This is a genomic window from Pseudoalteromonas maris, from assembly GCF_049257235.1.
GTDB lineage: Bacteria > Pseudomonadota > Gammaproteobacteria > Enterobacterales > Alteromonadaceae > Pseudoalteromonas.
On the sequence record NZ_JBMMUF010000003.1, the window covers coordinates 230,527 to 256,003 of the forward strand.

Below are 25,477 nucleotides of genomic sequence, written 5' to 3' on the forward strand. Positions count from 1 at the left end.
TACAATTTTCTGTACTTATGAGCGCTGCCTGAGCACTTCAAACAAACTAATACCCGTGGCCACCGACACATTTAAGCTTGAAACCGTACCAACCATCGGGATTTTTACTAATACATCGCAGTGTTCGCGAGTAAGGCGGCGCATACCGTCACCTTCTGCTCCCATTACTACCGCAATTGGGCCTGTGAGGTTTGCTTCAAATAACGTCGTGTCTGTTTCACCTGCTGTGCCCACTACCCATACGCCAGCATCTTTTATCTCACGCAAAGTACGTGCAAGGTTTGTTACTTGCACCAGTGGCACTGTTTCAGCTGCGCCACAGGCAACTTTGCGAGCGGTTGCATTAAGCTTGGCTGATTTATCTTTTGGCACGACCACGGCATGTACACCCGCCGCATCGGCGCTGCGCAAACACGCACCGAGATTGTGCGGATCAGTCACCCCATCAAGTACCAATAAAAATGGGGTGTCTTCACGCTTGATGATGTCATCCAAGTCTTTTTCTGTATATTGCTTACCTGGGCGCACACGAGCGATGATACCTTGGTGTTGCTCACCTTTAGCTTTGTCATCTAGCGCTTTGCGCTGCATAAACTGGATGGAAATACCAAATTTACGAGCCTGGTTGATAACGCCATTTAGACGTTTATCCTCACGACCTTTTAGTGCGTATATCTCTAAAAAGCGCTCTGGCTCGTTACTTAGAATGGCCTCTACACTGTGGAAGCCAAAAATCAGTTCGTTACTCACAAACACTCTCTACTATTTTGCTTTCTTACGTGCATTTTTACCTGCACGAGACTTTTTCTTTGTGCTCTTGGCCTTGGCTTTTTTTGCCACGGCCCCCTTTTTGTTCTTGTCGGCGCTCTTCTTAAACTTGCCTTTGCCTGACTTGCCACGCGGCTTGTCATCGGCTGAACCGCTTGCTGTCTTAGCACCTGATCTCGGCTTTTTATCACGCCCTGGAATATTGCCTGCTTTTAATTGCTCACGTACGGAAGGAGCAGCACGGCGACGGCTATAACGGTCTTCACTATCGCTTGCAAGGACAAGGTTTATGCGGCGTTCTTCTAATGATACGGAAGCAACCTGCACACGGATTTTATCACCCATGCGATATACCTTGTTGGTGTGCTCACCAACCAAACAATGTTTTGCACCATCATAGTGATAGTACTCATCGCCTAAACTCGCAATATGCACAAGACCATCAATTTGCAGGTCATCTAAGCGTACAAATACGCCAAAGTTGGTGACCGACGAAATCACACCACCAAATTGCATACCCACATGGTCTTGCATGTATTCGCATTTGAGCCAATCGGCCACTTCACGAGTAGCATCATCAGCGCGGCGCTCGGTCATTGAACATTGTTCACCAAGCTGATCGGCTTCATCAGCTGTGTATTCATACTCACCACTGGTTTGCTGACCTTGTGACTTTAAAATCGCCTTAATAGCACGGTGTACCACCAAATCAGGGTATCGACGAATAGGCGAGGTAAAGTGCGCATAGGCTGGCAATGCCAAACCAAAGTGACCAATGTTATCCGCTTGATACACTGCCTGCTTCATAGCTCGCAGTAACATGGTTTGGATGAGTTCAATCTCTGGACGATCAGCCAATTTATCAATTGCAGAGGTAATCTCACCTGGCTCAGGAGATTCACCAAATGGATTTTCAACCCCTAGCTCACCGAGGAATTGCCTAAAGTGAGACATTTTTTCTGCGTCAGGCTCATCGTGCACACGATACAGCGCACTCGCTTCATGTTTTTCCAGTAAACGTGCTGCTGCCACATTGGCGAGGATCATACACTCTTCAATGAGCTTGTGAGCATCGTTACGTACCACAGGAACAATAGATTCAATCTTGCGGTGCGCATCAAACACAAAGCGTGTCTCAAGCGTTTCAAACTCAATCGCTCCGCGCTGCTGGCGAGCAGACTTAAGCGTCATGTACATTTGCTGTAAGTCTTGTAAGTGACCCACTAATGGTGCGTATTCTTCGCGCAGGCGCTCGTCACCCTCTAAAATAGCGTGCACTTTGGTGTATGTAAGACGTGCATGTGAATTCATTACCGCTTCGTAGAAACGATAGCCAGACAACTTGCCCGAATCTGACACGGTCATTTCTGCAACCATACATAAGCGGTCAACCCTTGGGTTTAACGAGCATAAGCCGTTAGAGAGCACCTTGGGCAGCATCGGGATCACTTGCTCTGGAAAGTACACCGAGTTACCGCGATTAATCGCTTCTTTATCAAGTGGTGAATTCTTTTGTACGTAATGAGAAACATCAGCAATCGCCACCCACAAGCGCCAACCACCAGAGGTTTTGCGCTCACAAAACACTGCGTCATCAAAGTCGCGGGCATCTTCTCCGTCAATGGTCACAAGGGGTAAATGACGTAAATCTACACGTCCTTGCTTGTCTTTTTCTTCAACAAATTCACCCAACGGGGCTACTTGGCGCTCTACTTCTTCAGGCCATTGATGGGGAATTTCGTGATTACGAAGTGCGACCTCAATTTCCATCCCCGGGGCTAAATGCTCGCCGAGTACTTCCGTTATCTTACCCACCGCATTCATGTGACGAGTCGGACTCTGAGTGATCTGCACTTGCACCATTTGGTTGTGCCGTGCGCCTTTCTCAGCACCCGGTAAAATAATGATATCTTGGGTAATGCGCGGGTCTTCAGGCACCACAACAGCCATGCCATGTTCAACAAAATAACGACCAATAATCGGCGCGCGTTCACCTTCTAGTACTTTGACGATACGCGCTTCAACTTTTCCGCCTTGCCCACGTGATGCTGCTTTAGCTAACACCACATCACCATGCAGTACTGCATTCATTTGATGACGAGCGATAAACCAATCTTTTGGCTCACCCTCTACTTGTAAGAAACCAAAACCATCTCGATGGCCGATCACTTTACCTTTCACTAAGCCGTCATCATCGGGGATGACATAACATTTTTGCTTGTTAAAGTGCACCTGCCCTTCGCGCTCCATGGCACGAAGACGACGTTTGAAAGCAATTTGACGGTCGCTTTCATACACATCAAGCTCACTGCAAAGTTGGCTAAAAGTGGCGGGTTTAGAGCGTTTCTTTATGTGGTCGAGAATGTATTCTCGGCTGGGGACGGGGTTTTCGTATTTTTCCTGTTCTCTTTCGAGGTTTGGATCCTGTTTGGTCATTCACTATCTTAAACTATGATTTATGCTGTTATTTTAACCCATATAGCCCAAAGGCAACAGCAAATTACTGTTAAAGTTTAATTATCTAGCGGCAATCGTGCTCTGGCAACCACTGAATCTGGCATTTTCTTACCCAATGCAGCCAGCTGTTGGCTGATTTGCTTGTGCGTGGCTTTATCAACAACGGTTGAATGAAACAGCCAACGATACGCATCTTCATAATCTTGCGGGCTGCCATAGCCTTGATTGTAAAGTTTCACTAAACGCATTTGCGCCCGTAGGTTACCTTGTGCAGATGCTTCTCTGAGGTAAACAATCGCCATGGCTTTATCTGCTTGTACCAAGCGCCCGGTGTCGTAATAGCGGCCCAGTTGTTCAAGTGCTTCTGCCAAACCTTGCTCTGCGGCTTGGCGCATATAGTACACCCCAAGCTCTACGTCGCGCTCAACACACACGTTATAAGCCAACATATCGCCATATAAAAATTGATATGCGGGTAGCTCCATTTTGCTGGCACGAGCGGCAATATCTTGCACGAGCTGGCAATCATCGTCTTTGATGCGTTGTAGGTGCGCATTTTTACGTATTAATTTCACCAGTTCATCTTGGGTGTAAAGTTGCACAGCCTCAATGGGCTCAGCCGCTTTGGCTGCACCTATCATGCTGGCTAAAAGTACACAACTGGTAAGTAATAAACGCATGACGCTCCTTTGACACTTTCGATCTAGCTTATGATGTTATAGCAAATGCAGTGCCACAATTTGAGTTTTGGGGCACAAAAAAAGCTGCCGAAGCAGCTTTTTTTCTAACACACTTGATGATTATTCACCAAATGGGTTGCGTACAATCATTGTCTCAACACGGTCAGGACCGGTAGAGATGATATCAACAGGAACACCTGTGATCTCTTCGATACGCTTGATGTAGTCGATTGCTGCCTTTGGTAGGTCTTCAACGCGTGTTACACCAAATGTGTTCTCGCTCCAACCTGGCATTTCTTCGTACACTGGTGTTACTTTCTCGTAGCCTTCAGCTGCAAGCGGAGTCACATTAGTTACAGTGCCGTCTTCAAGCTGATAACCAGTACAGATCTTAATCGTTTCGATACCATCAAGTACGTCTAGTTTAGTCATACAGAAACCAGAAATACTGTTGATTTGCACTGCACGACGCATTGCTACCGCATCAAACCAACCTGTACGGCGCAGACGACCTGTGGTCGCACCGAACTCATGACCTTTCTCACCTAAGTGCTTACCCACTGGATCTTGCTTATCAAGACCATCGTACAGCTCAGTTGGGAATGGGCCTGAACCTACGCGTGTTGTGTATGCTTTAACGATACCTAACACGTAATCTAGGTTAAGTGGACCAAAACCAGCACCTGTCGCTACACCACCAGCGGTCGTGTTTGAAGACGTTACATATGGGTATGTACCGTGGTCGATATCTAGAAGTGTACCTTGAGCACCTTCAAATAGGATGTTTTCGCCGTTAACACGTGCTTGATCAAGCATTTCGGTAACATCAACAACCATCGCTTTAAGGATTTCAGCCACTGCCATTGCATCATCGAATGTCTTCTGGAAGTCAACTGGCTCTACTTTGTAGTAATTTTCTAATGTGAAGTTATGGTACTCAAGAATTTCACGTAGCTTGTTAGCAAATTGCTCTGGGTTGAACAAATCACCTACACGTAAACCACGACGTGCAACCTTGTCTTCATACGCAGGACCGATACCACGACCAGTCGTACCAATTGCTTTAGAACCACGTGCTTTCTCACGCGCAACATCAAGTGCTACGTGGTAAGGCAGAATTAGAGGACACGCTTCAGAGATAAGCAGACGCTCACGCACTGGTACGCCACGTTCTTCAAGCATGCCGATCTCTTTCATCAATGCGTCAGGTGCAAGTACTACACCGTTACCAATGATACATTTAACGTTGTCACGCAGTACACCCGATGGGATCAAGTGCAGTACGGTTTTCTCACCATTGATCACTAGCGTGTGACCAGCATTGTGACCACCTTGGTAGCGTACTACTAATGATGCTTTATCTGTAAGAAGGTCTACTACCTTCCCCTTCCCTTCGTCACCCCACTGGGTGCCTAATACAACGACGTTTTTACCCATTGCAAATTCACTTAGAAAAAATTAGGCGCAGATTTTATCAGAAAAGCACACCCCAGATCACCCCGTTTTGGCTATTTTTTCTGCTATTGAATTTTTTACTTTCTGCTCAGTGCTCTACAGCGACTGAATTACGTGAAATAACAGCGCTCCGAGTACGATCAGTACAACTCCTATTTTTTTCAACATCCCTTTTGGCGTTGCTGCAAGTTGTAACATGGTTGCTCGCCATTTATTTGGAAACAGTGCTGGCCCAAGCCCTTCAAATATCAACATCAGTGCAAATGCACTGAGAACTGTTTGCCACGTCATTGATTTTCTCCAATGTTGACAAAAAAAAGCCCCGAGACTTTCGACTCAGGGCTTTTCTACATTTATATGTTATTGCGCAGATGCGTTCTTCATGTACTTGAAGAAGTCACTATCAGGCTCAATAATCATGACGTCTTGTTTATCCTTGAAGGTATTCTTATACGCATCAAGGCTACGTAAGAAGCTAAAGAATTCAGGATCTTTGTTGTACGCATCCGCATAAATTTTAGCAGCTTGGGCATCACCTTCACCGCGTACTGAACGAGCATTACGCTCAGCATCAGCCAACATAACGGTAACACGACGATCGACATCTGCTCTGATTTTTTCAGCTTTCTCCTGACCTTCTGAACGGTGCTCTTTCGCTACTGCAGTACGCTCTGCACGCATACGACGGTAGATTGAGCTACTTACTTCATCAGGCAAGTTAATTTGCTTTACACGCACGTCAAGCACTTCAATGCCAAGCTCTTTTGCACTCTCTGACGCTTGAACCAAGGCATCTGCCATTAGCTCACTACGCTCACCAGATACAATTTCACGAATTGTACGTGCACCGAAGTTAGTACGAAGGCCGTTGTTTACTTTTTGCTCTAGTAGCGTTTCAGCATACACTTTGTCGCCACGAGTACGTAGATAAAAGTCACTAAAGTCATCGACACGCCACTTAACGTAAGAATCCACGATTAAGTCTTTTTTCTCGCTTGTTACGAAGCGATCCGGCGTACCGTCAAGTGTTTGAATACGCGCGTCAAGACGACGCACCTGAGCTACGAATGGCATTTTGAAATGCAAACCTGGCTCATATACAACTGCATTATCAGCATTGTCCTTTTGTACTTTAGAGAACAGCAACACAATAGCGCGCTGGCCTTCTGGTACCACAAATACTGATGAGAACGATAACAACACTGCCGCAGCAACGAGGATTACACTAAATACTCTCATGATTATCGTCCCCCATTAAAACGGTCTTTAGCAAAACGGTCATTGCTTGAATTGACTTGGCTGTTGCTTGAAGCACTATCACCTAGCTTGTTACGTAAATCTTGGATTGAGTTAGCGTTTGGCAAGGTCATTTTCTTACCTGAATTGCTGTGCTCCATGATTTTATCAAGCGGTAGATACATCATGTTGTTACCACCTTCAACATCAACCAACACTTTCGAGCTGTTACCTAGCACCTGCTCCATAGCATCGATATAAAGACGCTGACGCGTTACTTGCTTGGCACTTTCATATTCTGGAAGGAGCTTTTCAAAGCGCGCTACCTCACCCTGTGCTTCTAGTGTTACTCGTTCACGGTAACCTTCAGCCTCTTGCGTCATACGTGTTACTTGACCACGTGCGCGCGGTTCAATCTCACGGGCGTAGGCTTCTGCTTCACGAATGAAACGCTCTTCATCTTCTTGCGCTGCAATCGCGTCATCAAACGCATCTTTTACTTGCGCCGGAGGACGAGAGTCTTTGAAGTTAACGTCAGTAACAATCAAGCCTAGGTTATATGGCCCAATAATTTCGTTCAGTTCTTCACGCGTGCGTTGACGAACGTCTTCACGACCTGTGGTCAGTACTTGGTCCATTTTTGCATGGCCGACAACATAGCGCAGCGCACTGTCTAGCGCTTGCTGTAAGCTGTGATCTGCATCAGTAACACTGTACTTGTATAGATATGGGTCAACTACGCGGTACTGCACTTCGAACTCAACACTTACAACGTTTTCATCTTCAGTAAGCATGAAGCCAGATGCAGATAATGAGCGTACTGCTTCGATATCAACAGGGATTACGTTTTCAATAAAAGTTGCTTTCCAACGTAGACCTGGCTCAGCAATTCGGTCAAACTTTCCGAACTGCAATACCACGCCACGCTCTGCTTCTTTTACTGTGTAAAAGCCACTGAGGCCCCAAATAATCAATGCAACAATAACGATAAAAAATGCACCCGGCCCACCTAGGCCACCGCTTTTATTGCCACCCTTGTTGCCGCCAAACAATCCACCGAATTTATCACTGTACTTTTTCAGTACCTCGTCTAAATCTGGTGGGCCTTGATCGCGACCACCTTTATTGTCCCAAGGGTCTTTATCATTGCCATTGTTACCCGGCTCGTTCCAGGCCATAGCTCTACTCCATATTTATTAAAATTTGGTTATTCTGGGTAATGGTATATCAGCATTACCTTGTTTGTCATAGTTAGTCGGCAAACGGCACGACTAACAGACTAATAAATCGTTTTCTGGTGCTACTTTAGCGTATTTTCAATGCCTAAGTAAGATAACCGTCGATTTGTTCGCCGATTTCTTTTCTTAATTTATTCCACTCGCTCATTGGCACATTAACATCGAGCAACCAATTCCCCTGTTCGTCGTAGGCTTCTTGGCTAATGCTGTTAAGGTTATACAACGCCCCTCGAAGACGCCCCTGACTCGGTGGGACGCACAAGGTATTTCTGAGCATTTGCTTAGCAAGCAACTCACTGATTGCTTGCGACAGTAGCTCGACACCCTGCCCTTTTTGGGCTGACAACCACACGCGACGCGGACGACCTTCATCATCTCTATCGATACGAGGTTCAACATCTTCAAGTTGGTCAATCTTGTTGTACACCAACAACTGTGGAATTTCGTTCGCCTCGATTTCTTCAAGCACTTCTTGTACTTGCTCGATGTTCTCTTTACGCCTTGGATCTGCAGCATCGATCACGTGCAGCTGTAAATCAGCTTCACGCGTCTCTGTAAGTGTTGCTTTAAATGCAGCAACTAAGTCATGCGGGAGGTGACGTATAAACCCCACCGTGTCAGCGAGAATGACACTCCCGATGTCGGGCACCTCTAACTTGCGTAACGTTGGATCGAGTGTGGCAAACAATTGGTCTGCTGCATAAACATCCGACTGTGTAATGCGGTTGAACAAAGTTGATTTGCCCGCATTGGTATAACCCACCAGTGACACGCCCGGTATTTCATTTCGGTTGCGCGCGCGGCGACCTTGCTCCCGTTGCTTGGCTACTTTTTCTAAGCGTTTAAGAATGTTTTTAATGCGTGCACGAAGCAAGCGACGGTCAGTCTCTAACTGCGTTTCACCCGGGCCTCGCAAGCCTATACCACCTTTTTGGCGCTCTAAGTGAGTCCAACCTCGGATTAAGCGTGTAGAAATATGACGCAACTGTGCAAGTTCAACTTGTAACTTACCTTCGTGCGTGCGGGCACGCTGAGCGAATATATCGAGTATTAACGCCGTTCTGTCGAGCACGCGACATTTGCACACTCGTTCTAGATTGCGCTCTTGTGATGGGCTTAATTCGTGGTTGAATATAATGACATCTGCGTTGTGGATTTGGACAATCTCAGCTATTTCTTCTGCCTTCCCCGTACCGACGAAAAGTTTCGGGTGCGGCGCTTGACGACTGCCTTGCACAATCGCCAAACTACTAACACCTGCAGAAGACACAAGCATTTCCAACTCGTGAAGGTCTTCTCTATCACCTTCATGAGGAAATTCGATGTGAACTAAGACTGCCTGTTCGCCGGCTTCATAACGGTCAAACAAGCAAGCTGCTCCTAATAATTAATAATTCCCTTCTTCCGACTCCGGTGCATCTGTCCCTTGCACACCATGGAAATTAATGGTTCGAGCAGGCACAACGGTTGAAATCGCGTGCTTGTAAACCATTTGGTTAACTGTGTTCTCTAGCAAGATAACGAATTGGTCAAATGACTGAATTTTACCTTGTAGTTTGATGCCGTTTACTAAAAAGATAGAAACTGGAACACGCTCACGACGTAACGCATTCAAAAATGGATCTTGTAACGATTGGCCTTTTGCCATTGTTATTTTCCTTAGTTTTTAGGTGTTATTATTTAACTATATATGGAACACAATCAAAAAGAAAAAAACGTCCCAATAATATTAGCTTAGCGAACTTACAATACGTTGCAAGTTTTGCTTATCCCCACTTTCCAACCAAGTGAGGTTATCCCACCCGCGTAACCACGTTAGCTGTCTTTTTGCTAACTGACGGGTTGCAGCAACGCCCCGAAAGACCATCTCATCATAGCCAATTTCACCGGCGATGTAATCCCACATTTGCCTATATCCGACACAACGTATCGAAGGCAAATCTGGATGTAAATCATTTCTCTGATATAAGGACAAAACTTCTTTTTCAAACCCCTGCTGCAGCATTATTTTAAATCTTTTTTCTATACGCTGGTGCAAAACAGCACGATCGCTCGGTGCGATAGCAAATTGAAAGACTGGAAAATCGAGCGCTGGCGCCTTAGTTTGCTGCAATTGAGTCATTGGCTTACCAGAAATACGATACACTTCTAGTGCGCGATTAATTCGTTGTGAGTCATTTTCATTAATTTTCGCAGCCGCGTCAGGGTCTATTTCCTTTAGTTGCTTGTGCAACGCTGGCCACCCCAACTCGTTAGCTTCGAGCTCTAGCTGTGCACGTACCGCCTCATCAGCTTCTGGCAATGGTGATAAGCCTTCAAGTAACCCTTTGAAATACATCATCGTTCCACCTACCAACAAGGGCACTTTACCCTGCTGATGCAGCTCTTTAATGTGTTTAAGCGCATCAGCACGAAAGTCCGCCATTGAGTAACTCTCGGCCGGATCTATAATATCGATGAGTCGGTGGGGGGCGCGAGCAAGCTCTTGGGCGTTAGGTTTTGCGGTGCCAATATCCATGTCTTTGTACACTAATGCCGAGTCAACACTGATCACCTCAGTGTCAAAATGCTCGCACAGGTCGATTGCAAGATCGGTTTTTCCCGAGGCAGTCGGCCCCATTAAAAATACAACTGGCAGTGAACTCACAGAATTTAAACGCTTATTTGCTTGAGGTAATCAGATACGTCTATTTTAACGGCTTTTTTCTGTAAGTGCTGCACAATCTCTGAGGAATTTTGTAACTGCAATTGCCAGTTCAAGAAGTCGTTACTTTCAAAGTAGCTCTGTGGCACATGTTGCGCTAACCACTTGAGCCAAAAGCGCTCCTCATCGGTGTTCTGTGCCGATGCTTTTAGTAACTGATCTATGAGGGTCTTAGCATCAAGTGAATACAAGGCGCTGGGCAGGCGTTTGATCATCACATGCTGAGTATTAATATCGAGCTCGAAGCCAATCACGGATAACCATGACTGCCACGCACAAAGCTGCTCACTCTCTGCTTTATTGACTGCAACTCGCACTGGCAATAGCAGTGCTCGCCCAGGTAGCTGCGCCTCATCATGCAATAGCATTTGCCATGCTGGTATGAGTGCATGGCGCCAATGACTCAAATACAACTCGCCGTTATCACTGAACGCACAGTGCCCCGTGTTCAAGGCCAGCAGTTCAACTGTACGAGCCTGTTGTTCAACGTCATCGCGTGTTTGCGCCACACCTGTGAACTGATGAGCCTGCACCTCACTAATACCTTGGTAAAAACGATTTACCTGCTCAATGTTTTGAGTACTGGGCTTGGTGCTAGGCGCAGTGTTGTGTCTTGTGCTCGAGGCAGCTCCACCACGTGGGCTTGTGCTGTGTGAATACGACGTATGCGAATCATATGCAGCGGCATTACCAAAGCTTAATGGTTGCAAAGTCGATTTTGGATAATCGCCACCTAAGTTTGGCTGCTCGGTAACTTGGGGCGCGCGCTCCTGCTCAAACAGCGAACGCTCAGTTGCGATCAACTGCTTAACCGCTTGCAAAATAAAGTCGTGCACTAGGCGTGCTTGGTGAAAACGTACCTCATGCTTGGCAGGATGAACGTTCACATCCACTTGGCGCGGATCTATTTCTACATAGAGCACAAAGGCCGGAACATGGGTGGCCCCGACATGCTCCTCAAACGCTTGACGAATAGCGTGCAGTATTAACTTGTCACGCATCATACGACCATTAACGTAGGTGTATTGTGGCTCTGTTTGCGCTTCTTGCGGCATTATCCAGCCATGCAAATACAAACCTTGCTCACCACTTTGTAAGTGCATGCCTTGTTCAGCAAACCCCTTACCGGCAACTTGTGCGATACGCTTTACAGCTTGCTCTTGCGATACTGGACGATATTGGCGCACAACTTTGCCGTTATGAGTCAACGTCAATGCAATGTCAAAACGACTCAGCGCAATGCGCTTGAGCAGCTCATCGATATGACTGAACTCGGTTTTCTCAGTGCGCAAAAATTTGCGTCGTGCTGGTGTATTAAAGAAGAGATCTTTGACTTCGATACTCGTGCCATCCGGATGGGCAGTAGGTTGCACCTGCACCGCCATATCTCGCCCTTCAGCAAATGCCTGCCATGCCTCAGATTGGTCTGCGGGTTTAGACTTTAAGGTCAGACGCGACACCGAGCTGATAGAGGCAAGCGCTTCGCCACGAAAGCCCAATGAGCAAATGTTTTCTAAATCATCGAGCGACTTAAGTTTACTGGTAGCATGGCGTGACAACGCTAGCGTGAGCTCGTCTTTAGCAATGCCACTGCCGTTATCTGTGATGCGAATAAGTTTATGACCACCGCGTTCAATGTCTACCCGGATCCGTGTGGCGCCAGCATCTAAACTGTTTTCCACTAACTCTTTGACGACAGAAGCAGGGCGCTCAACTACCTCGCCTGCTGCAATTTGGTTGGCCAATCGCGCAGGCAATATTTCAATGCTCATAGACTCTCTTAAGTACGGGGAATGGTCAGCACCTGACCGATATATACAGTGTCTGACTTTAACTTATTGGCGCGTTTAATGGCACTGATAGAAACGCCATATCGGCTTGCCACCAAACTCAATGACTCACCACGAGAAATTTTATGACGTGTTGGGTTTTGCGCTTTAATTGATGCAAAAAGCGAATCATCCGGCGGATTTTGCTGGAAATAGCCACGGATAGACTTAAACACCGCTTGCGCCAATTTTTGTTGGTGTGACGCAGATTTTAATAGCTTTTCTTCTTGTGGGTTTGAGATAAACCCTGTTTCTACCAAAATAGACGGTATGTCTGGTGATTTAAGCACACCTAGACTTGCCGCCTGTGGATAACGTTTGTGCATTTTCGCCACTTTGCGCAGCTCTTTAACGGTTTCTTCTGCAACTTTAAAGCCTGTCTTCATGGAGTGGTCCATAGACATATCAAGCAACGTTTGCGCGAGGTACTTTTCGCTGGCGGTATCGCGAATCACATCCGCAGCACCACCGAGTAGTTCTGAGTGTTTTTCCCTATCCTCAATCCATTTACCAATTTCAGAATTGGCGCGACGAAGCGACAATACCCATACAGACGCACCTCGTGGTTGTGGGCTGGTGAATGCATCAGCATGAATAGATACGAGGAAATCCGCTTTTTTCTCACGTGCTTTAGCACTGCGTGAATTCACCTTGATGAAGTAATCACCACTGCGCACCATATGCGCCTTCATACCGCGTTCGGCATTAATTAGACTCTGCAAACGCTTTGCAATTTGTAAGGTGATGTCTTTTTCATAGGTGCCACTGGGGCCAATCGAACCAGGGTCTTCACCACCATGGCCGGCATCGATGGCGATGACAATGTCACGGTCTTTTTCTAAGGTGCGGTTTTTGGGTGCTTTTTGGACTTGTTGGCCGTCACTTTTGTCATATAAATCTATAACGAGGCGGTCTTTATATGGCCCAGTTGGTGCAAGTGAAAATACCACAGGCTTACTGGCTTTGAGCAACTCAAACACGATGCGCGTTGAGCCTTTTTTCTTAGGTGTGCTCGAACGAATGACGTTGATCAGTTGATGGTTTTTATCAATATTTGGATAGTTGGTGCGATGCTCTGTATCGTTGATATCTACAACGAGACGGCGCGGATTACTGAGCATAAAAAAGCTGTAATCCGGTTTCTCGGTCATATCAAATACAACCCGAGTGCTATCAGGTGACGGCCATACCCGCACACTTTCTATTTTATTTTGAGCACTGGCGATACAGGCCCATAAAAAAAGTATGCAACTAAAAGTTATCTTGCTTGCGATTGTAATTGTTTTAAGCATTGCCCTGTAACTTCAATACTATGTCAATGCCGCGCTGCGTTCGTGCAGCGACAGTGACTTCTCGCGCTTCCCCTATGTACTTGAGAGTAATATCTAAATCTGCAGGAGGGATCACTCCCTCACCCTTGCTAGGCCACTCTAAAATACACACGGCACTATCATCAAAATAATCTCTGATCCCCATGAATTCAAGTTCTTCAGGATCAGCTAATCGATATAAATCAAAATGATATATATTGACCTCAGGTAATTCATAAGGTTCAACCAAGGTGTATGTTGGACTTTTAACTTTGCCTTGATGACCAAAACCCTGCACGATACCACGCGTTAAGGTGGTTTTTCCTGCACCAAGATCACCGTATAAGTAAATCACCACGCCCTGAGCAACTAGACTTGCAAGCTGATTGCCAAATGCAACCGTTGCTGATTCGTCAGCCAAAAATTGGACAAAGTGGTCACTCATCGATGTTTACCCTACTAAAGATCTTAAAATTGGAAATAAATCACTGGCCAGCAAGCCTTTGCCACCCTCTTTGGCGGCTTGTTCAGCAGCTAGTCCATGAATAAAGGCACCAAGACATGTTGCGTCTCGCAAATCTAAGCCCTGTGCCAAAAACGATGCAATAATACCAGATAATACATCACCCATACCCGCACTCGCTAGTACCTCTGAGCCACTACTATTTATAAATGTGTTTTGTTCATGATAAACAATAGTGCCAGGCCCTTTTAACAACGCAGTCACTTTAAGCTGTTTTGCGAGCGTTTTAACGGCTTCATATCGGTTGCTTTCAATATTTTGCACAGTGCAACTAAGCAGTCGCGCGGCTTCTTTTGGGTGGGGCGTGATCACCGTGCGCGTTAGTGCCATCTGCTGCTTAGCGACTAGGTTAAGCGCATCTGCATCGAGCACTTTGTGCTTTTGCTGCCCTTGATTAAGCACTGATTTGAGTAGCGTTCTCGCCCAATCACTTTGTCCCAAACCGGGACCAATAACAATCACATCAGCTTTATCTACCAATGGCTGTAGTTGCTCGCCATCAACAACACCATGGACCATCAACTCATAGCGCCCTTGAAGCACAGCATTAACATTATCGGGGTGCGTTGCCACACTCACAAGCCCGGCTCCACAGCGCAGAGCTGCTTCAGCACACAGGCGCGCTGCGCCCGCCATGCCTAAACCACCAGCAACCACCAGAACATGTCCCGCACTGCCTTTGTGGCTGCTCGGCGTACGTCGCACTCGCTTCGCCATCATGTCGTCATAGGTTAGGCGTTTAGTATGTGTATGGCAGATGTGGGCAAATGCTTTATCCACCCCCAACCCTGCGAACCACAGGTGCCCACATTGCTGCTTTGCTTTCCCTGTGAGTAAACCTTGCTTCAAACCAATAAAGGTTATGGTGTGGTGCGCAGCAAATGCATCATCATACACCTGCCCCGTTAAAGCATTGACACCGCTGGGCACATCAATAGCGATGCGCATTGCTTTGGCGTTATTGATGCGCGCTATATCCGCTCTAAGTTCGTCGCTCAAAGGGCGATCTAAACCAATGCCAAACAGCGCATCGACAATAATGTCGTAACGATTGAGGCTCGGCTTAGAAACCATTTTGCCGTTATTGTCTTGATACGTTTGCATCATATGCTTCGCATCCCCAGACAATCGCGACACACTCATCAATGGCCACACCTCAACATCAAAACCTGCGGCCATTAGCTGGCTAGCCACCACGAAACCATCACCGGCATTATTACCACACCCGCTGATAATCAACACGGGATGCTGCGGCGAATAATGGCCAATAAGCCAATCAGCAACGGTATTGCCAGCGATACTCATGAGCTCAGTCATGCTGAGCCCACAATGTTTAGCTGCAAGCGGTTCATTCTCCTTCAACTGTTGGGGTGTAAAGGCTTGCTGTGGTAAATTAGTGCTGTATTTTGGTTCCATGGCTTGTTTATTTTGTCTCAACACTCTCTGAATTATCCTGACCTAGCTTTAAAAATTAAGCAATGGGCCAAAGAGCTCGGTTTTGCCGATGCCGCAATTTGCGATATCGACTTACGCGAGCATGAAGCTCAATTAAATCGTTGGCTTGAGCTTGGTTATCATGGCGAGATGAGCTTTATGGCTGAGCATGGGACCAAGCGCTCACGTCCTGAAGAATTAGTGCCCGGCACGCAACGCGTTATTTCTCTTAAAATGCATTATCTGCCGCCAGATGCGGGGTTTGCAAGAACCCTTAAAGACACCACCAAAGCCTATATAAGTCGTTACGCCTTGGGCCGTGATTACCACAAGCTGATGCGTAATCGCATCAAAAAGCTCGGGCAATACATTGAACACTACCTAAGCCAATTCGAACAAAGCCTCGGCTATCGTCCTTTTGTTGACTCCGCACCAGTTTTAGAACGACAAATTGCAGCGAAAGCAGGCCTAGGCTTCATTGGTAAGCATAGCTTACTAATTGATAAGCAAGCAGGTTCTTGGTTTTTCTTAGGTGAGTTATTTATCGATTTACCTTTACCTGTTGATGCGCCCACGCCGGATTCTGCAAGTAATGGTGACTGCGCAAAATGTGTCGCTTGCCTAACCATGTGCCCTACGGGTGCAATCGTTGAGCCTTTTGTTGTCGATGCTAGAAAATGCATTTCTTATCTCACTATAGAGCTAAAAGGCAGCATCCCTGAGCAATTTCGCAAGGCAATCGGTAATAGAATTTATGGCTGTGATGACTGCCAATTAATTTGCCCTTGGAACCGCTATGGTGAAATCACTCAAGAGCAAGATTTTCACGCCCGTGAGCAATTAAAGGACCAAGACTTATTAACCTTATTTAGCTGGGATGAGAACACTTTCCTCAAGCACACTGAGGGCAGCCCAATTCGCCGTATTGGTCATGAGCGTTGGCTGCGTAATATTGCTATTGCGCTGGGGAATGCGCCTTTTAGCGAAAATACTGTCACCGCCCTAGAAGATAAGCTCCAAGGTGCCAGTGATATGCTCAAAGAGCACCTTGAGTGGGCGTTGGCGCAGCAACAACAAAAAAAATTAGTCATTGCCTGCGAAACCATCAGTCCAGATAAAAAAACACAGCGCTTAATTCGCGCTGTGCATAAAGGGTTACCACGGGACGCCTAAACGCGTGTCTTTATTTCAGCAGTTTCGCTAATTCTTGCTCAATGTGTTCAAACGCAGCGCGAACTTGTTCCACCGCATCAGCTCTGGCCACCGATTTTTGAATGGTGTCATCGACTTTTTTATAAATAAAGGCTTCTTGGTCATCATCAAGACCCATCATCGGAATGCGCGCTTCAAGCTCTTCTTGCAGCGCCCTAAATACTTGCTCATTCTCTGAGCGGGTATTGTCCATTAATGCCATCAAAGATCGAAATCGCTCCTCAATACTCATTACGGCTGCTGATAATTGCTGTTGCCGTTGCTCCAACGCCAAGCGGGTATTAATCGCTCCCAGCTGCTGCTCGGTCACACTCACCAAAAAACATACGTGATCACGAATGCGCCCATGCTTCTCTGGCTCATCCTCAGGCATATTCAAAATCAATAAACTAACGGTCTCATAATTCACCAACAAACGTTGTGAAAACTCATGCAGACGCCCGCGACTCTTGAGCATATCGAATAGCTCAACCACAATTGGCGAGCACGTCCCCGAAGGCGCATAATGGCGGCATTCGCTGCCAATTCGCAACTCAACGTTGCTTTGCAGAGCAAACCGCTGCAGACAATGAATTAACTCCTTACCGAGTTCATCAATATCCCAAATCTCACCAATACGCTCGACAAAATTAACAATTTCGCCCATTTCACTGCTATTGGCCATCGCATTAAAGGCAGTTGACGTGGCATCATCTACTTGTTGTTGCAGGTTTTCTCTCTCTTCCATAAAGCTTTTTAAATGCAACAATTTTGCTTTTAATTCATCGTGACTGAACGGCTTTACTATGTAGTCTTCAGCGCCAACCGCATACCCTTCCATGCGCTCTTCTACGGTTCCGCGAGCAGAGACAAACATAACCACTATCTCGCTGGTTTCGGGATTCGCTTTAAGCTGTCGGCAGACGTCGTAACCATTCATATCTGGCATACTTACATCCAGCAAAATGACGTCTGGTTTAAACTCACCTACCACCGACAAACATGCAGGACCACTGTCAACCATCTTCAATTCAAACTCTTCGCCATCAAGGATTTCCTCAATGATTTCTAAGTTGTATTCTTCATCATCAACAGCCAGTACTCTTTGTACCGTCATGTGCACACCCTTCATACTTATTTATTAATTTAACTATAGTCAATTTTCGTCCATGTCATTGATTTTTAGCATCATCAACACACTGTTTTTGAGGTAACTGCATCTCTATTATGGTGCCGCCTTGTGGGTTTTGCTTTGCACTAATGTGACCGCCATGCAACGCAACAAACTCCCTACACAGAGCAAGGCCTAAACCCGTTCCTCCGGCACCTCGGTCGGTATGACTACTTTGCGAAAACTTATCAAACACATGCTCTAATTCCCCCTCTGGAATGCCAACTCCATTATCAATAACTTGCACCTTAAGGTGTTCATCACTGAGCTCTAACGCAACGGTAATTGCACTCCCTGGGGGACTGAACTTAAGCGCGTTACCCAATAGGTTTGTCATGATTTGCGTGACTTGGGCAACATCACACTCAATCTCAGGAACCACTTCGGCACAACTCACTTCTAATTTTATGTCTTTTTCAATGGCCGTGCCGGAAACATCATTAATACTAGACTCCACCAGCTGTAGGACATTGGTTTTATGTGGCGAAAAAGGAAATTTACCGACATCCAACTTGGATAAATCTAATAGGTTATTAAGTAAGGATAGCAATCGAGTGCCACTCGATTGAATACGACTTAGGTATTTGCTGAGCTTATCAATGGGTGCTTCGCCCTGTTCAAGCTTGTCCAGCCCGAATCGAGAAAAGCTGAGAATGGAGTGCATGGGAGTGCGCAATTCATGGGACATATTAGCCAAAAATTCGGACTTACTCTTATTTGCAGCCTCAGCAGCATCTTTTGCTTGTTCAAGCTCTTTTGTGCGCTCTTTCACCCGCTCCTCTAATTCTGAGCGCGCTTCTTCTAGCACTGCCTGCTTTTCTTTAAGCACGGTAATGTTTTTCAAAATAACGGCATACGCCACAGAACCGTGATAATCAACTTCACTGAAAGACGCCACCATAGCAATTTGGCCCTGTTGCGCCGTGTGCACTTCAAGCTCACAACTGTGATAATTCAAACTTGCTCGAGTGGCAATCGTATTCGTTAACTCATCTTTGGATTGCGGGCTTAAAAAGTTGAATATCGAAATGCCGTTGACGTCTTTCGCCTCGATATTCAGTAACTGCAAAGCTGCATCATTGGCGTCGATAATAGACCCATTGCGACCAAAAATAATGACCGCATCGGGCGTATTTCGAAATATCACGCGCAGCAAACTGTCTTTTTCTATCAGCGCGTCCACAGTGTCTTGCAGGCGCTCAACAAGCTGCGCATTGTGCCGCTTTAGCAGCTCTGTTTGCCATAATTTGTGCACGGCTTGAAGTAACATATTATGATCAGCAGGCAGCTCTATAACGCTTTCTATACCGATGCGTATCGCCTCTAACAACTCTGATTTTTGGCTGTCTTTGGCTAACAAAATACACCGACAGTGAGGGCGAAGACGACGTAACTGCTGGAAAATATCGCTACCACTGTCTTCGTTGACACAATAATACGTAATTAAAATATCGACTTGCTGCTTAGGGTCGATGGATAACACTTCAACCATTGAGTGGGCACGAATCACTTTGATATGCGCCCCCTCTAACCAATCTTTTATGCTATCACTGGCATCCACATCACCTGCAAGCACCACAGTGGGTAACGAAATCGACTGAGGCCCATCAATTTCTAGAGCACTCTCAAAAAGCGAGCTTATTTCTTTATTTTCAAAGAATGGGTAAATAACTTGAGCATTGAAGAATAGCTTATTTAGCTCAGAAAAGTTCTTAAATACATCACCTTGATCGGCTTTTGGTGCAAGCAAAGCTAAATTCGCACCATCTAATTCAACCTTTAACTGCTGCGCTATTTGTAAAGGGATACCATGGGCAAGGATATACATATCCGCAAACCCCAGCTCAATAGGCTCAGGCAATTGTGAGAAATGCGTCAACTTCACATCACATTCAAGCAGCTCTAGCAGTACCTTGACGCGCATAGCTAGAATGCTATTAGCGTCAATAATGATTACTTGTCGTTTGTTCATAATAACCTAGTCGTTCCTGATAAACTTCTTACGCTATTGTTATTATTACGTTTTAAGCTTACTTAATTGCGCATCTTGCTCTTGAACCAATTCGATCAACTCCCTCGAACCTGAACCAGTCTGCTGCGCCAAATCAGCAAGGTGCGACGCTGCATCTGAGATCATTGTCAGGTTGCGATTAATTTCTTCGGTCACAGAGCTTTGCTCCTCTGCCGCCGTTGCGATGTGCGTTACTTGATTGGTTATTTCATTCACCTTACCAACCACTTCATGCAGTGCTTCAAAAGCACTTGAAGTTTGTGCTACTGCTTCACCAGCGCGAGACACCCCCTGTTCGATGATCCCCGAGGCACTTGCAACTTCTTGTTGCAATCGCGTGATCAAAGCACTGATATCATCCGTAGATGCTCGGGTTTTGGAAGCAAGAGCGCGTACTTCGTCAGCAACCACAGCAAAGCCTCGACCTTGCTCTCCCGCGCGTGCTGCCTCAATGGCAGCATTAAGAGCGAGTAAATTGGTTTGTTCCGCGATAGTTCGTATCACATCCAGAATCTGATTAATGTCATTACTACGTGAAGCAACCTTTTCAACGGCTTCATTCGCATCGTTAATTTCAGTGGACATGGTTTGCACTTGGTCCACCGCTTGCGACAAACTCTGCTCACTGTGTTTCACCAGTTCATTAATTTCTTCGGCTTGCACAGCAGATTGTTCAGACGCTCTAGCTACCTCGAGCGCAGTTGAGCTCATTTCATTCATTGCCGTGACCACACTTTCGATTTCACTGAACTGACGTTCAACATTTTCTTGAGTGTGCACAGCTACTTCAGAAGCACTGTTAGCTTGCTCCATAGTTTGTGCCGACAACGCTTTTAGCTGCGCAATTAACGCTCGTAACTTATTGATAAAGGCATTAAAGCCATTGCCCAGAGCAATGAGCTCCGCGTGCGTGTCAACATGAAGGGTTTGTGTCAAATCCCCCTCAGCACTGGCTAGGTTTTCCATTCTCAGCCTAATTTGGTCAATGGGTTTAACTATGGTACGAGTTAGCAAGTACATCATTGCCATTGCTCCAACAAGCACAACCGCTGCTACTGTAATGAGAACAACTTTCAGAGCATTGGCGTTATCAACCAGATCATTATTCAGCTGAGTGGCTCCGGCCATAGCCAAACCTGCAGGCACCTCCATCACCAACTTCCAAGTGGAAGACGCAAGCTTCACGTTCAATGGGTAACTCACAATAAAGTGGCCATTTGATTGACTCACACTTGCTTGTTGCGCGTTGTTGATAGCCTCCAATACATCTGAATCCACAACGTCAGCAATAGGCTTGCCCAATTGCTCCTTATAATGACTACTACCAACAATTAAGCCGCGGGTACTTATTAGCGATACTTTTGCATTGCCTTGATACAAGCCAGCCGAAAGTTCCTCAGTCACTTTTTGAAAAATAGGAAGGTTAAGATCAATACCTGCTACACCGATAAACTGTCCTTGCGACAATATAGGTGCAGTCAAAGAAGTCATCATTTCTGAGTTGCCCGGCGATATCTCGTAAAGATAGGGCTCCATCAAACACGGAGTGCGTGTGTCTTTGGCACACAAGTACCACTCTGCCTCACGTATTCCCATCTCATTTTTTGTGTCTGCGTACTTCTCTTGTGCATCTTCCACAATTTGTTGCTCAACACTGCCATCAGCATTACGAACCATATAGATTTCCAGCGATCCATGCCCTGGCACTGAGTGTTTATAACCACTCAGAAACTCTTGATCCGCGCCATCGTAGGCGTTGTCTTCAAATTGAGAATAGATAGACGAAACAATGGTATTTTTGCTCAATACGGCACGATTTATTGCTTCTATATCATCTCGTGCGAGCGGGTTACTTTTTGTTTGCCCTAAGATGCCAGACATACTGTACGGAATGCGATATGCCTCATTGATAAGGCCTAGAATTTTTTCACCATCCAATCCTGCTTTAGCAAGAAGCTTCTGCTCAACTTCTGTAGTGATTAGGGCATTTGCCTGATCAATCGCCTCCTCATTACTTGCTTGTAACTGCCACCACAAAATTCCAATGAGTAAAGTCACCACAAGAACCATTGCGCCAAAACTTGCCGCAAGTAACTTTTTCGCTAATGCCTGATCGCGCATTTCCCCAAACCTTGAAAATGAATATTTAGATAAAGCTTAGCTTAGCGGTACGAAATAGGTAGAAAAATAACCAAATCAGTGGATTGAATGAAAAAAGTTCGATGATTTCGGGTAAAGATGAGAAGGTGAACAAGAGAGTTTGGAGCGGCACACGAGGTTCGAACTCGTGACCTCAACCTTGGCAAGGTTGCGCTCTACCAGCTGAGCTAGTGCCGCTTCATAGATTGCTCTTTGTTTTATCGCTGGTCGCAACCTTTGGGTTGCGGCTTTGCAATTTAGCAGCTGAGCTAGTGCCGCTTCATAGATTGCTCTGAATAAAATTCAAACGCGAGCATGGTGTTTGAAAGTTTGGAGCGGCACACGAGGTTCGAACTCGTGACCTCAACCTTGGCAAGGTTGCGCTCTACCAGCTGAGCTAGTGCCGCTTCATAGATGCTCTTTGTTTTATCGCGGGTCGCAACCTTGAGGTTGCGGCTTCGCAATTTAGCAGCTGAGCTAGTGCTGCTTCATAGATTGCTCTTTGTTTTATCGCTGGTCGCAACCTTGAGGTTGCGGCTTCGCAATTTAGCAGCTGAGCTAGTGCCGCTTCATATACTGCTTAGAATTCACGCGTTATGCGTTCGTCTTAAGCGGGGCAGGATTCTACAATATTGCCCCTTCTTTGCAAGCCCTTTTTGTGGATTTTTTTAAATTTTAAAGATTTCTGTACGATAAACCTGCAATTCCATAATCGAATCCTTAATATCATCCAATGCTAGGTGTGAGCCTTGCTTTTTTACTTTAGCTAAAACTTCTGGCTGCCAGCGACGTGCAAGCTCTTTAATCGTACTGACATCGATGCTGCGATAATGGAAGTAGTTATCAAGCTCAGGCATATAACGAACCAAAAAGCGGCGATCTTGGCCAATTGAATTGCCACACAAAGGTGACACACCTTTAGGCACCCACTGTTCTAGAAATGCTAACGTTTCTTCCATTGCCTGCTGCTCACTGACTTGACTTGCCTTAACACGATCAGTCAGCCCAGATTTACCGTGTTGATTAGTGCACCACTCATCCATACCATCAAGTAATTCATCACTTTGGTGAATCGCGATAACAGGTCCCTGTGCTAGGATGTTCAAGTCGCTGTCGGTCACAATTGTGGCTATTTCCAAAATCCGATCATGTTCAGGCTCCAAGCCAGTCATTTCTAAATCTAACCACACTAAATTTTTATCATTCACCGCCATATCAACCCCAACCCTGCTTTACTTTCGGTTTAATGCAATAAGTTATATCATATTAGCTTAACTCATAGACCTAAAGCCTTTTTTAGAGAGCTTTAACCCAGCTAAATATAGAGACCGCGTGGCAAAGAAGACAAAACTTTCCAAAGGCCAAGCTCGACGCATTCGAGCTAATCATCAAAAGCGCTTGCAACGTGCTAAAGAAAATACTGCCGACACGACCCAAGTCGAATTTGATTCCGATAATTTAGGTAATCAAGAACCCGGAATAGTCGTCAGCAGGTTTGGTCAACATGCCGATATAGAAACGCCGGATGGCGAGGTATTGCGCTGCAATATCCGCCGTACAGTAGGTAGTTTGGTATGTGGTGATGAGGTACTTTTTCGCCGAGCCAATGTCAGTGAAGGGGACATTGCAGGAGTCGTTGAGTTGGTTGAAGAGCGTCGCTCACAACTTACACGCCCTGATTTTTATGATGGCGTTAAAGTAGTCGCCGCGAATATCGACCAAATATTAATGGTTTCAGCGGTGGTGCCTGAATTCAGCACACAAATTATCGATCGCTACATTGTCGCCTGCGAAGACATGGGCATTGCTCCGGTGCTGATCTTGAACAAAGTCGACATGCTTGATGACGAAGACCGCGATATTTTCATAGAGGTCCTTGGTGAATACCATGCGCTGGGATATGACATTCATTTAGTCAGCAGCCACTCTGGTGAAGGCATGGATAACCTAAAACAAAAGCTGGTTGCTAAAAACAGTATCTTCGTTGGTCAAAGCGGCGTAGGCAAATCGAGCCTAGTCAATACACTGCTACCGAATGCAGAAATCTTAACTCAAGAGGTCTCGTCAAACAGCGGGCTAGGACAACATACCACCACCGTATCACGGCTTCATCACTTACCAAGTGGCGGTAACTTAATTGACTCTCCGGGTATTAGAGAGTTTGGATTATGGCATCTTGAACCAGAGCGCGTTGCATGGTGCTTTAAAGAGTTCCGCCAATTTTTAGGTGGCTGCAAATTTAGAGACTGCAAACACCTTGATGATCCAGGCTGTTTACTGCGTGAAGCAGTAGAGAACGGTGATATTGCAGAGTTTCGATTCGATAATTATCACCGCATCATCGAGTCCATGGCCGATGGCCGTGCAGGTGCTCGTAATCCAAGAGTGTAATGCCTCGCTCAACAGCGTAGCTATCGATCTTACCTCCTGATAAAATTAGTAAAAATATTTTGAGAATGACACAGTGAACTTAGATAAAGTAAAGATTGCGTTTCAATATGCGTTGCCAAAACACGGTATTTCTCGCCTAGTAGGCAAACTTGCTGCAGCAAAAGCAGGCAAGCTCACAACTGCGCTTATAAAGCTATTTATTAAGCAATATAAGATTGATATGAGCGAAGCGCTGCACGAAGCGCCAGAGCATTATCAAACGTTCAATGAGTTTTTCACTCGTCCTCTAAAACCAGGAATTCGCCCACTGGCTGAAGATGAAAATATTGTTGCTCATCCCGTTGATGGCGCAATTAGCCAATTAGGCGACATCGTTGATGGCCAGCTTGTGCAAGCAAAAGGTCACTATTACAGCTTGGAGGCATTGCTTGGTGGTAAAGCCGAGGACGCAGAACCTTTCCTCGGTGGTAAATTCGCCACAATTTATTTAGCGCCAAAAGATTATCACCGTATTCACATGCCTGTAGATGGTACGCTCAAACGCATGATTTACGTGCCCGGTGACTTATTTTCAGTGAACCCGCTGACAGCACAAAATGTCCCCAACCTGTTCGCCCGCAATGAGCGCGTGGTCGCTATTTTTGACACACAAATGGGCCCATTAGCTATGGTTCTGGTAGGGGCAACGATTGTCGCCAGCATTGAAACCATTTGGGCCGGTACCGTGACACCACCTGCTGGTAAAGATGTATTTAGTTGGAACTACCCTGACTCTGGCGATAAAGCAATCCACCTCAAAAAAGGTGAAGAAATGGGTCGCTTTAAACTTGGATCAACGGTGGTGCTTGCATGGGGCGCTGATCAGGCTGACTTCCTTGAAACACAAGTGCCAGAAAAAGTAACACGTATGGGCACACCATTCGCTAAAAAAACGAAATAG

21 protein-coding genes and 2 tRNA genes are annotated in these 25,477 nt (G+C 46.0%); 3 read left to right on the forward strand and 20 right to left on the reverse strand.

The features are described from left to right. Positions 1-15 precede the first annotated feature (15 nt). The 14 genes from rlmB to AAEU32_RS06065 form a co-directional block, all read right to left on the reverse strand. On the reverse strand, positions 16-750 hold the full coding sequence (gene rlmB, locus AAEU32_RS06000; RefSeq protein WP_421969619.1) for a 23S rRNA (guanosine(2251)-2'-O)-methyltransferase RlmB: 735 nt from the start codon (positions 748-750) through the stop codon (positions 16-18). Positions 751-762: 12 nt separating this feature from the next. Continuing rightward, complete coding sequence (gene rnr, locus AAEU32_RS06005) at positions 763-3,204, reverse strand: ribonuclease R (protein WP_421969620.1); 2,442 nt, start codon at positions 3,202-3,204, stop codon at positions 763-765. Positions 3,205-3,281: 77 nt separating this feature from the next. After that, entirely contained in the window at positions 3,282-3,905 is a 624-nt protein-coding gene (locus tag AAEU32_RS06010) for a tetratricopeptide repeat protein (protein WP_421969621.1), read from the reverse strand. A 120-nt stretch (positions 3,906-4,025) separates the two neighbouring features. Beyond that, a complete protein-coding gene (locus AAEU32_RS06015; protein ID WP_421969622.1) occupies positions 4,026-5,342 on the reverse strand; it encodes an adenylosuccinate synthase in 1,317 nt (438 codons plus the stop codon). A gap of 114 nt (positions 5,343-5,456) precedes the next feature. After that, the gene (locus tag AAEU32_RS06020; protein WP_421969623.1) at positions 5,457-5,651 is read right to left on the reverse strand and encodes a DUF2065 domain-containing protein; all 195 of its coding nucleotides are present in this window, start codon (positions 5,649-5,651) and stop codon (positions 5,457-5,459) included. Between the two features lie 69 nt (positions 5,652-5,720). After that, complete coding sequence (gene hflC / locus AAEU32_RS06025) at positions 5,721-6,599, reverse strand: protease modulator HflC (protein ID WP_421969624.1); 879 nt, start codon at positions 6,597-6,599, stop codon at positions 5,721-5,723. Positions 6,600-6,601: 2 nt separating this feature from the next. Further along, a complete protein-coding gene (gene hflK / locus AAEU32_RS06030; RefSeq protein WP_421969625.1) occupies positions 6,602-7,774 on the reverse strand; it encodes an FtsH protease activity modulator HflK in 1,173 nt (390 codons plus the stop codon). A gap of 145 nt (positions 7,775-7,919) precedes the next feature. Then, on the reverse strand, positions 7,920-9,203 hold the full coding sequence (hflX, locus tag AAEU32_RS06035) for a ribosome rescue GTPase HflX (protein WP_421969626.1): 1,284 nt from the start codon (positions 9,201-9,203) through the stop codon (positions 7,920-7,922). 18 nt (positions 9,204-9,221) lie between these two features. After that, the gene (gene hfq / locus AAEU32_RS06040) at positions 9,222-9,482 is read right to left on the reverse strand and encodes an RNA chaperone Hfq (protein ID WP_421969627.1); all 261 of its coding nucleotides are present in this window, start codon (positions 9,480-9,482) and stop codon (positions 9,222-9,224) included. 81 nt (positions 9,483-9,563) lie between these two features. Continuing rightward, complete coding sequence (miaA, locus tag AAEU32_RS06045) at positions 9,564-10,481, reverse strand: tRNA (adenosine(37)-N6)-dimethylallyltransferase MiaA (protein WP_421969628.1); 918 nt, start codon at positions 10,479-10,481, stop codon at positions 9,564-9,566. Between the two features lie 5 nt (positions 10,482-10,486). After that, entirely contained in the window at positions 10,487-12,310 is a 1,824-nt protein-coding gene (gene mutL / locus AAEU32_RS06050) for a DNA mismatch repair endonuclease MutL (RefSeq protein ID WP_421969629.1), read from the reverse strand. An 8-nt stretch (positions 12,311-12,318) separates the two neighbouring features. Next, positions 12,319-13,659, reverse strand: coding sequence for an N-acetylmuramoyl-L-alanine amidase (locus AAEU32_RS06055; RefSeq protein ID WP_421969630.1), 1,341 nt, complete (start codon positions 13,657-13,659; stop codon positions 12,319-12,321). Beyond that, positions 13,652-14,122 carry a tRNA (adenosine(37)-N6)-threonylcarbamoyltransferase complex ATPase subunit type 1 TsaE gene (gene tsaE, locus AAEU32_RS06060; protein ID WP_421969631.1) on the reverse strand — a complete coding sequence of 157 codons (471 nt, stop codon included), beginning with the start codon at positions 14,120-14,122 and terminating at the stop codon, positions 13,652-13,654. Before tsaE ends, AAEU32_RS06055 begins: the two co-directional genes overlap by 8 nt. A 6-nt stretch (positions 14,123-14,128) precedes the next feature. Next, positions 14,129-15,616: an NAD(P)H-hydrate dehydratase gene (locus AAEU32_RS06065; protein WP_421969632.1), complete on the reverse strand. Its 1,488-nt coding sequence runs from the start codon at positions 15,614-15,616 to the stop codon at positions 14,129-14,131. Between the two features lie 12 nt (positions 15,617-15,628). Between AAEU32_RS06065 and queG the strand changes: the two genes are divergently transcribed. Then, a complete protein-coding gene (queG, locus tag AAEU32_RS06070; RefSeq protein WP_421969633.1) occupies positions 15,629-16,807 on the forward strand; it encodes a tRNA epoxyqueuosine(34) reductase QueG in 1,179 nt (392 codons plus the stop codon). A 10-nt stretch (positions 16,808-16,817) separates the two neighbouring features. Here queG and AAEU32_RS06075 read toward each other — a convergent pair whose 3' ends face one another. The 6 genes from AAEU32_RS06075 to orn form a co-directional block, all read right to left on the reverse strand. Beyond that, a complete protein-coding gene (locus tag AAEU32_RS06075; RefSeq protein WP_421969634.1) occupies positions 16,818-17,942 on the reverse strand; it encodes a response regulator in 1,125 nt (374 codons plus the stop codon). A gap of 55 nt (positions 17,943-17,997) precedes the next feature. After that, the gene (locus AAEU32_RS06080; RefSeq protein WP_421969635.1) at positions 17,998-19,968 is read right to left on the reverse strand and encodes an ATP-binding protein; all 1,971 of its coding nucleotides are present in this window, start codon (positions 19,966-19,968) and stop codon (positions 17,998-18,000) included. Between the two features lie 45 nt (positions 19,969-20,013). Continuing rightward, complete coding sequence (locus AAEU32_RS06085; protein ID WP_421969636.1) at positions 20,014-22,128, reverse strand: methyl-accepting chemotaxis protein; 2,115 nt, start codon at positions 22,126-22,128, stop codon at positions 20,014-20,016. A gap of 140 nt (positions 22,129-22,268) precedes the next feature. Then, positions 22,269-22,344, reverse strand: a tRNA-Gly gene (locus AAEU32_RS06090). A gap of 133 nt (positions 22,345-22,477) precedes the next feature. After that, positions 22,478-22,553: transfer RNA gene (locus tag AAEU32_RS06095), tRNA-Gly, on the reverse strand. Positions 22,554-22,814: 261 nt separating this feature from the next. Continuing rightward, positions 22,815-23,360, reverse strand: coding sequence for an oligoribonuclease (gene orn / locus AAEU32_RS06100; protein ID WP_421969637.1), 546 nt, complete (start codon positions 23,358-23,360; stop codon positions 22,815-22,817). Positions 23,361-23,478: 118 nt separating this feature from the next. Between orn and rsgA the strand changes: the two genes are divergently transcribed. Together rsgA and asd are read left to right on the forward strand one after the other, a co-directional pair. Then, entirely contained in the window at positions 23,479-24,537 is a 1,059-nt protein-coding gene (gene rsgA / locus AAEU32_RS06105; RefSeq protein ID WP_421969638.1) for a small ribosomal subunit biogenesis GTPase RsgA, read from the forward strand. Between the two features lie 73 nt (positions 24,538-24,610). Then, positions 24,611-25,477 carry an archaetidylserine decarboxylase gene (gene asd, locus AAEU32_RS06110; RefSeq protein ID WP_421969639.1) on the forward strand — a complete coding sequence of 289 codons (867 nt, stop codon included), beginning with the start codon at positions 24,611-24,613 and terminating at the stop codon, positions 25,475-25,477.

Bases quoted from the DNA above. Each gene is read 5' to 3' on its own strand.
- hflC (WP_421969624.1), bottom strand. From the start codon at position 6,599: ATGAGAGTATTTAGTGTAATCCTCGTTGCTGCGGCAGTGTTGTTATCG.
- AAEU32_RS06075 (WP_421969634.1), bottom strand. From the start codon at position 17,942: ATGACGGTACAAAGAGTACTGGCTGTTGATGATGAAGAATACAACTTA.
- AAEU32_RS06080 (WP_421969635.1), bottom strand. From the start codon at position 19,968: ATGAACAAACGACAAGTAATCATTATTGACGCTAATAGCATTCTAGCT.
- orn (WP_421969637.1), bottom strand. From the start codon at position 23,360: ATGGCGGTGAATGATAAAAATTTAGTGTGGTTAGATTTAGAAATGACT.
- AAEU32_RS06085 (WP_421969636.1), bottom strand. From the start codon at position 22,128: ATGCGCGATCAGGCATTAGCGAAAAAGTTACTTGCGGCAAGTTTTGGC.
- hflK (WP_421969625.1), bottom strand. From the start codon at position 7,774: ATGGCCTGGAACGAGCCGGGTAACAATGGCAATGATAAAGACCCTTGG.
- rnr (WP_421969620.1), bottom strand. From the start codon at position 3,204: ATGACCAAACAGGATCCAAACCTCGAAAGAGAACAGGAAAAATACGAA.
- AAEU32_RS06020 (WP_421969623.1), bottom strand. From the start codon at position 5,651: ATGACGTGGCAAACAGTTCTCAGTGCATTTGCACTGATGTTGATATTT.
- AAEU32_RS06065 (WP_421969632.1), bottom strand. From the start codon at position 15,616: ATGGAACCAAAATACAGCACTAATTTACCACAGCAAGCCTTTACACCC.
- mutL (WP_421969629.1), bottom strand. From the start codon at position 12,310: ATGAGCATTGAAATATTGCCTGCGCGATTGGCCAACCAAATTGCAGCA.
- hfq (WP_421969627.1), bottom strand. From the start codon at position 9,482: ATGGCAAAAGGCCAATCGTTACAAGATCCATTTTTGAATGCGTTACGT.
- tsaE (WP_421969631.1), bottom strand. From the start codon at position 14,122: ATGAGTGACCACTTTGTCCAATTTTTGGCTGACGAATCAGCAACGGTT.
- AAEU32_RS06055 (WP_421969630.1), bottom strand. From the start codon at position 13,659: ATGCTTAAAACAATTACAATCGCAAGCAAGATAACTTTTAGTTGCATA.
- AAEU32_RS06015 (WP_421969622.1), bottom strand. From the start codon at position 5,342: ATGGGTAAAAACGTCGTTGTATTAGGCACCCAGTGGGGTGACGAAGGG.
- AAEU32_RS06010 (WP_421969621.1), bottom strand. From the start codon at position 3,905: ATGCGTTTATTACTTACCAGTTGTGTACTTTTAGCCAGCATGATAGGT.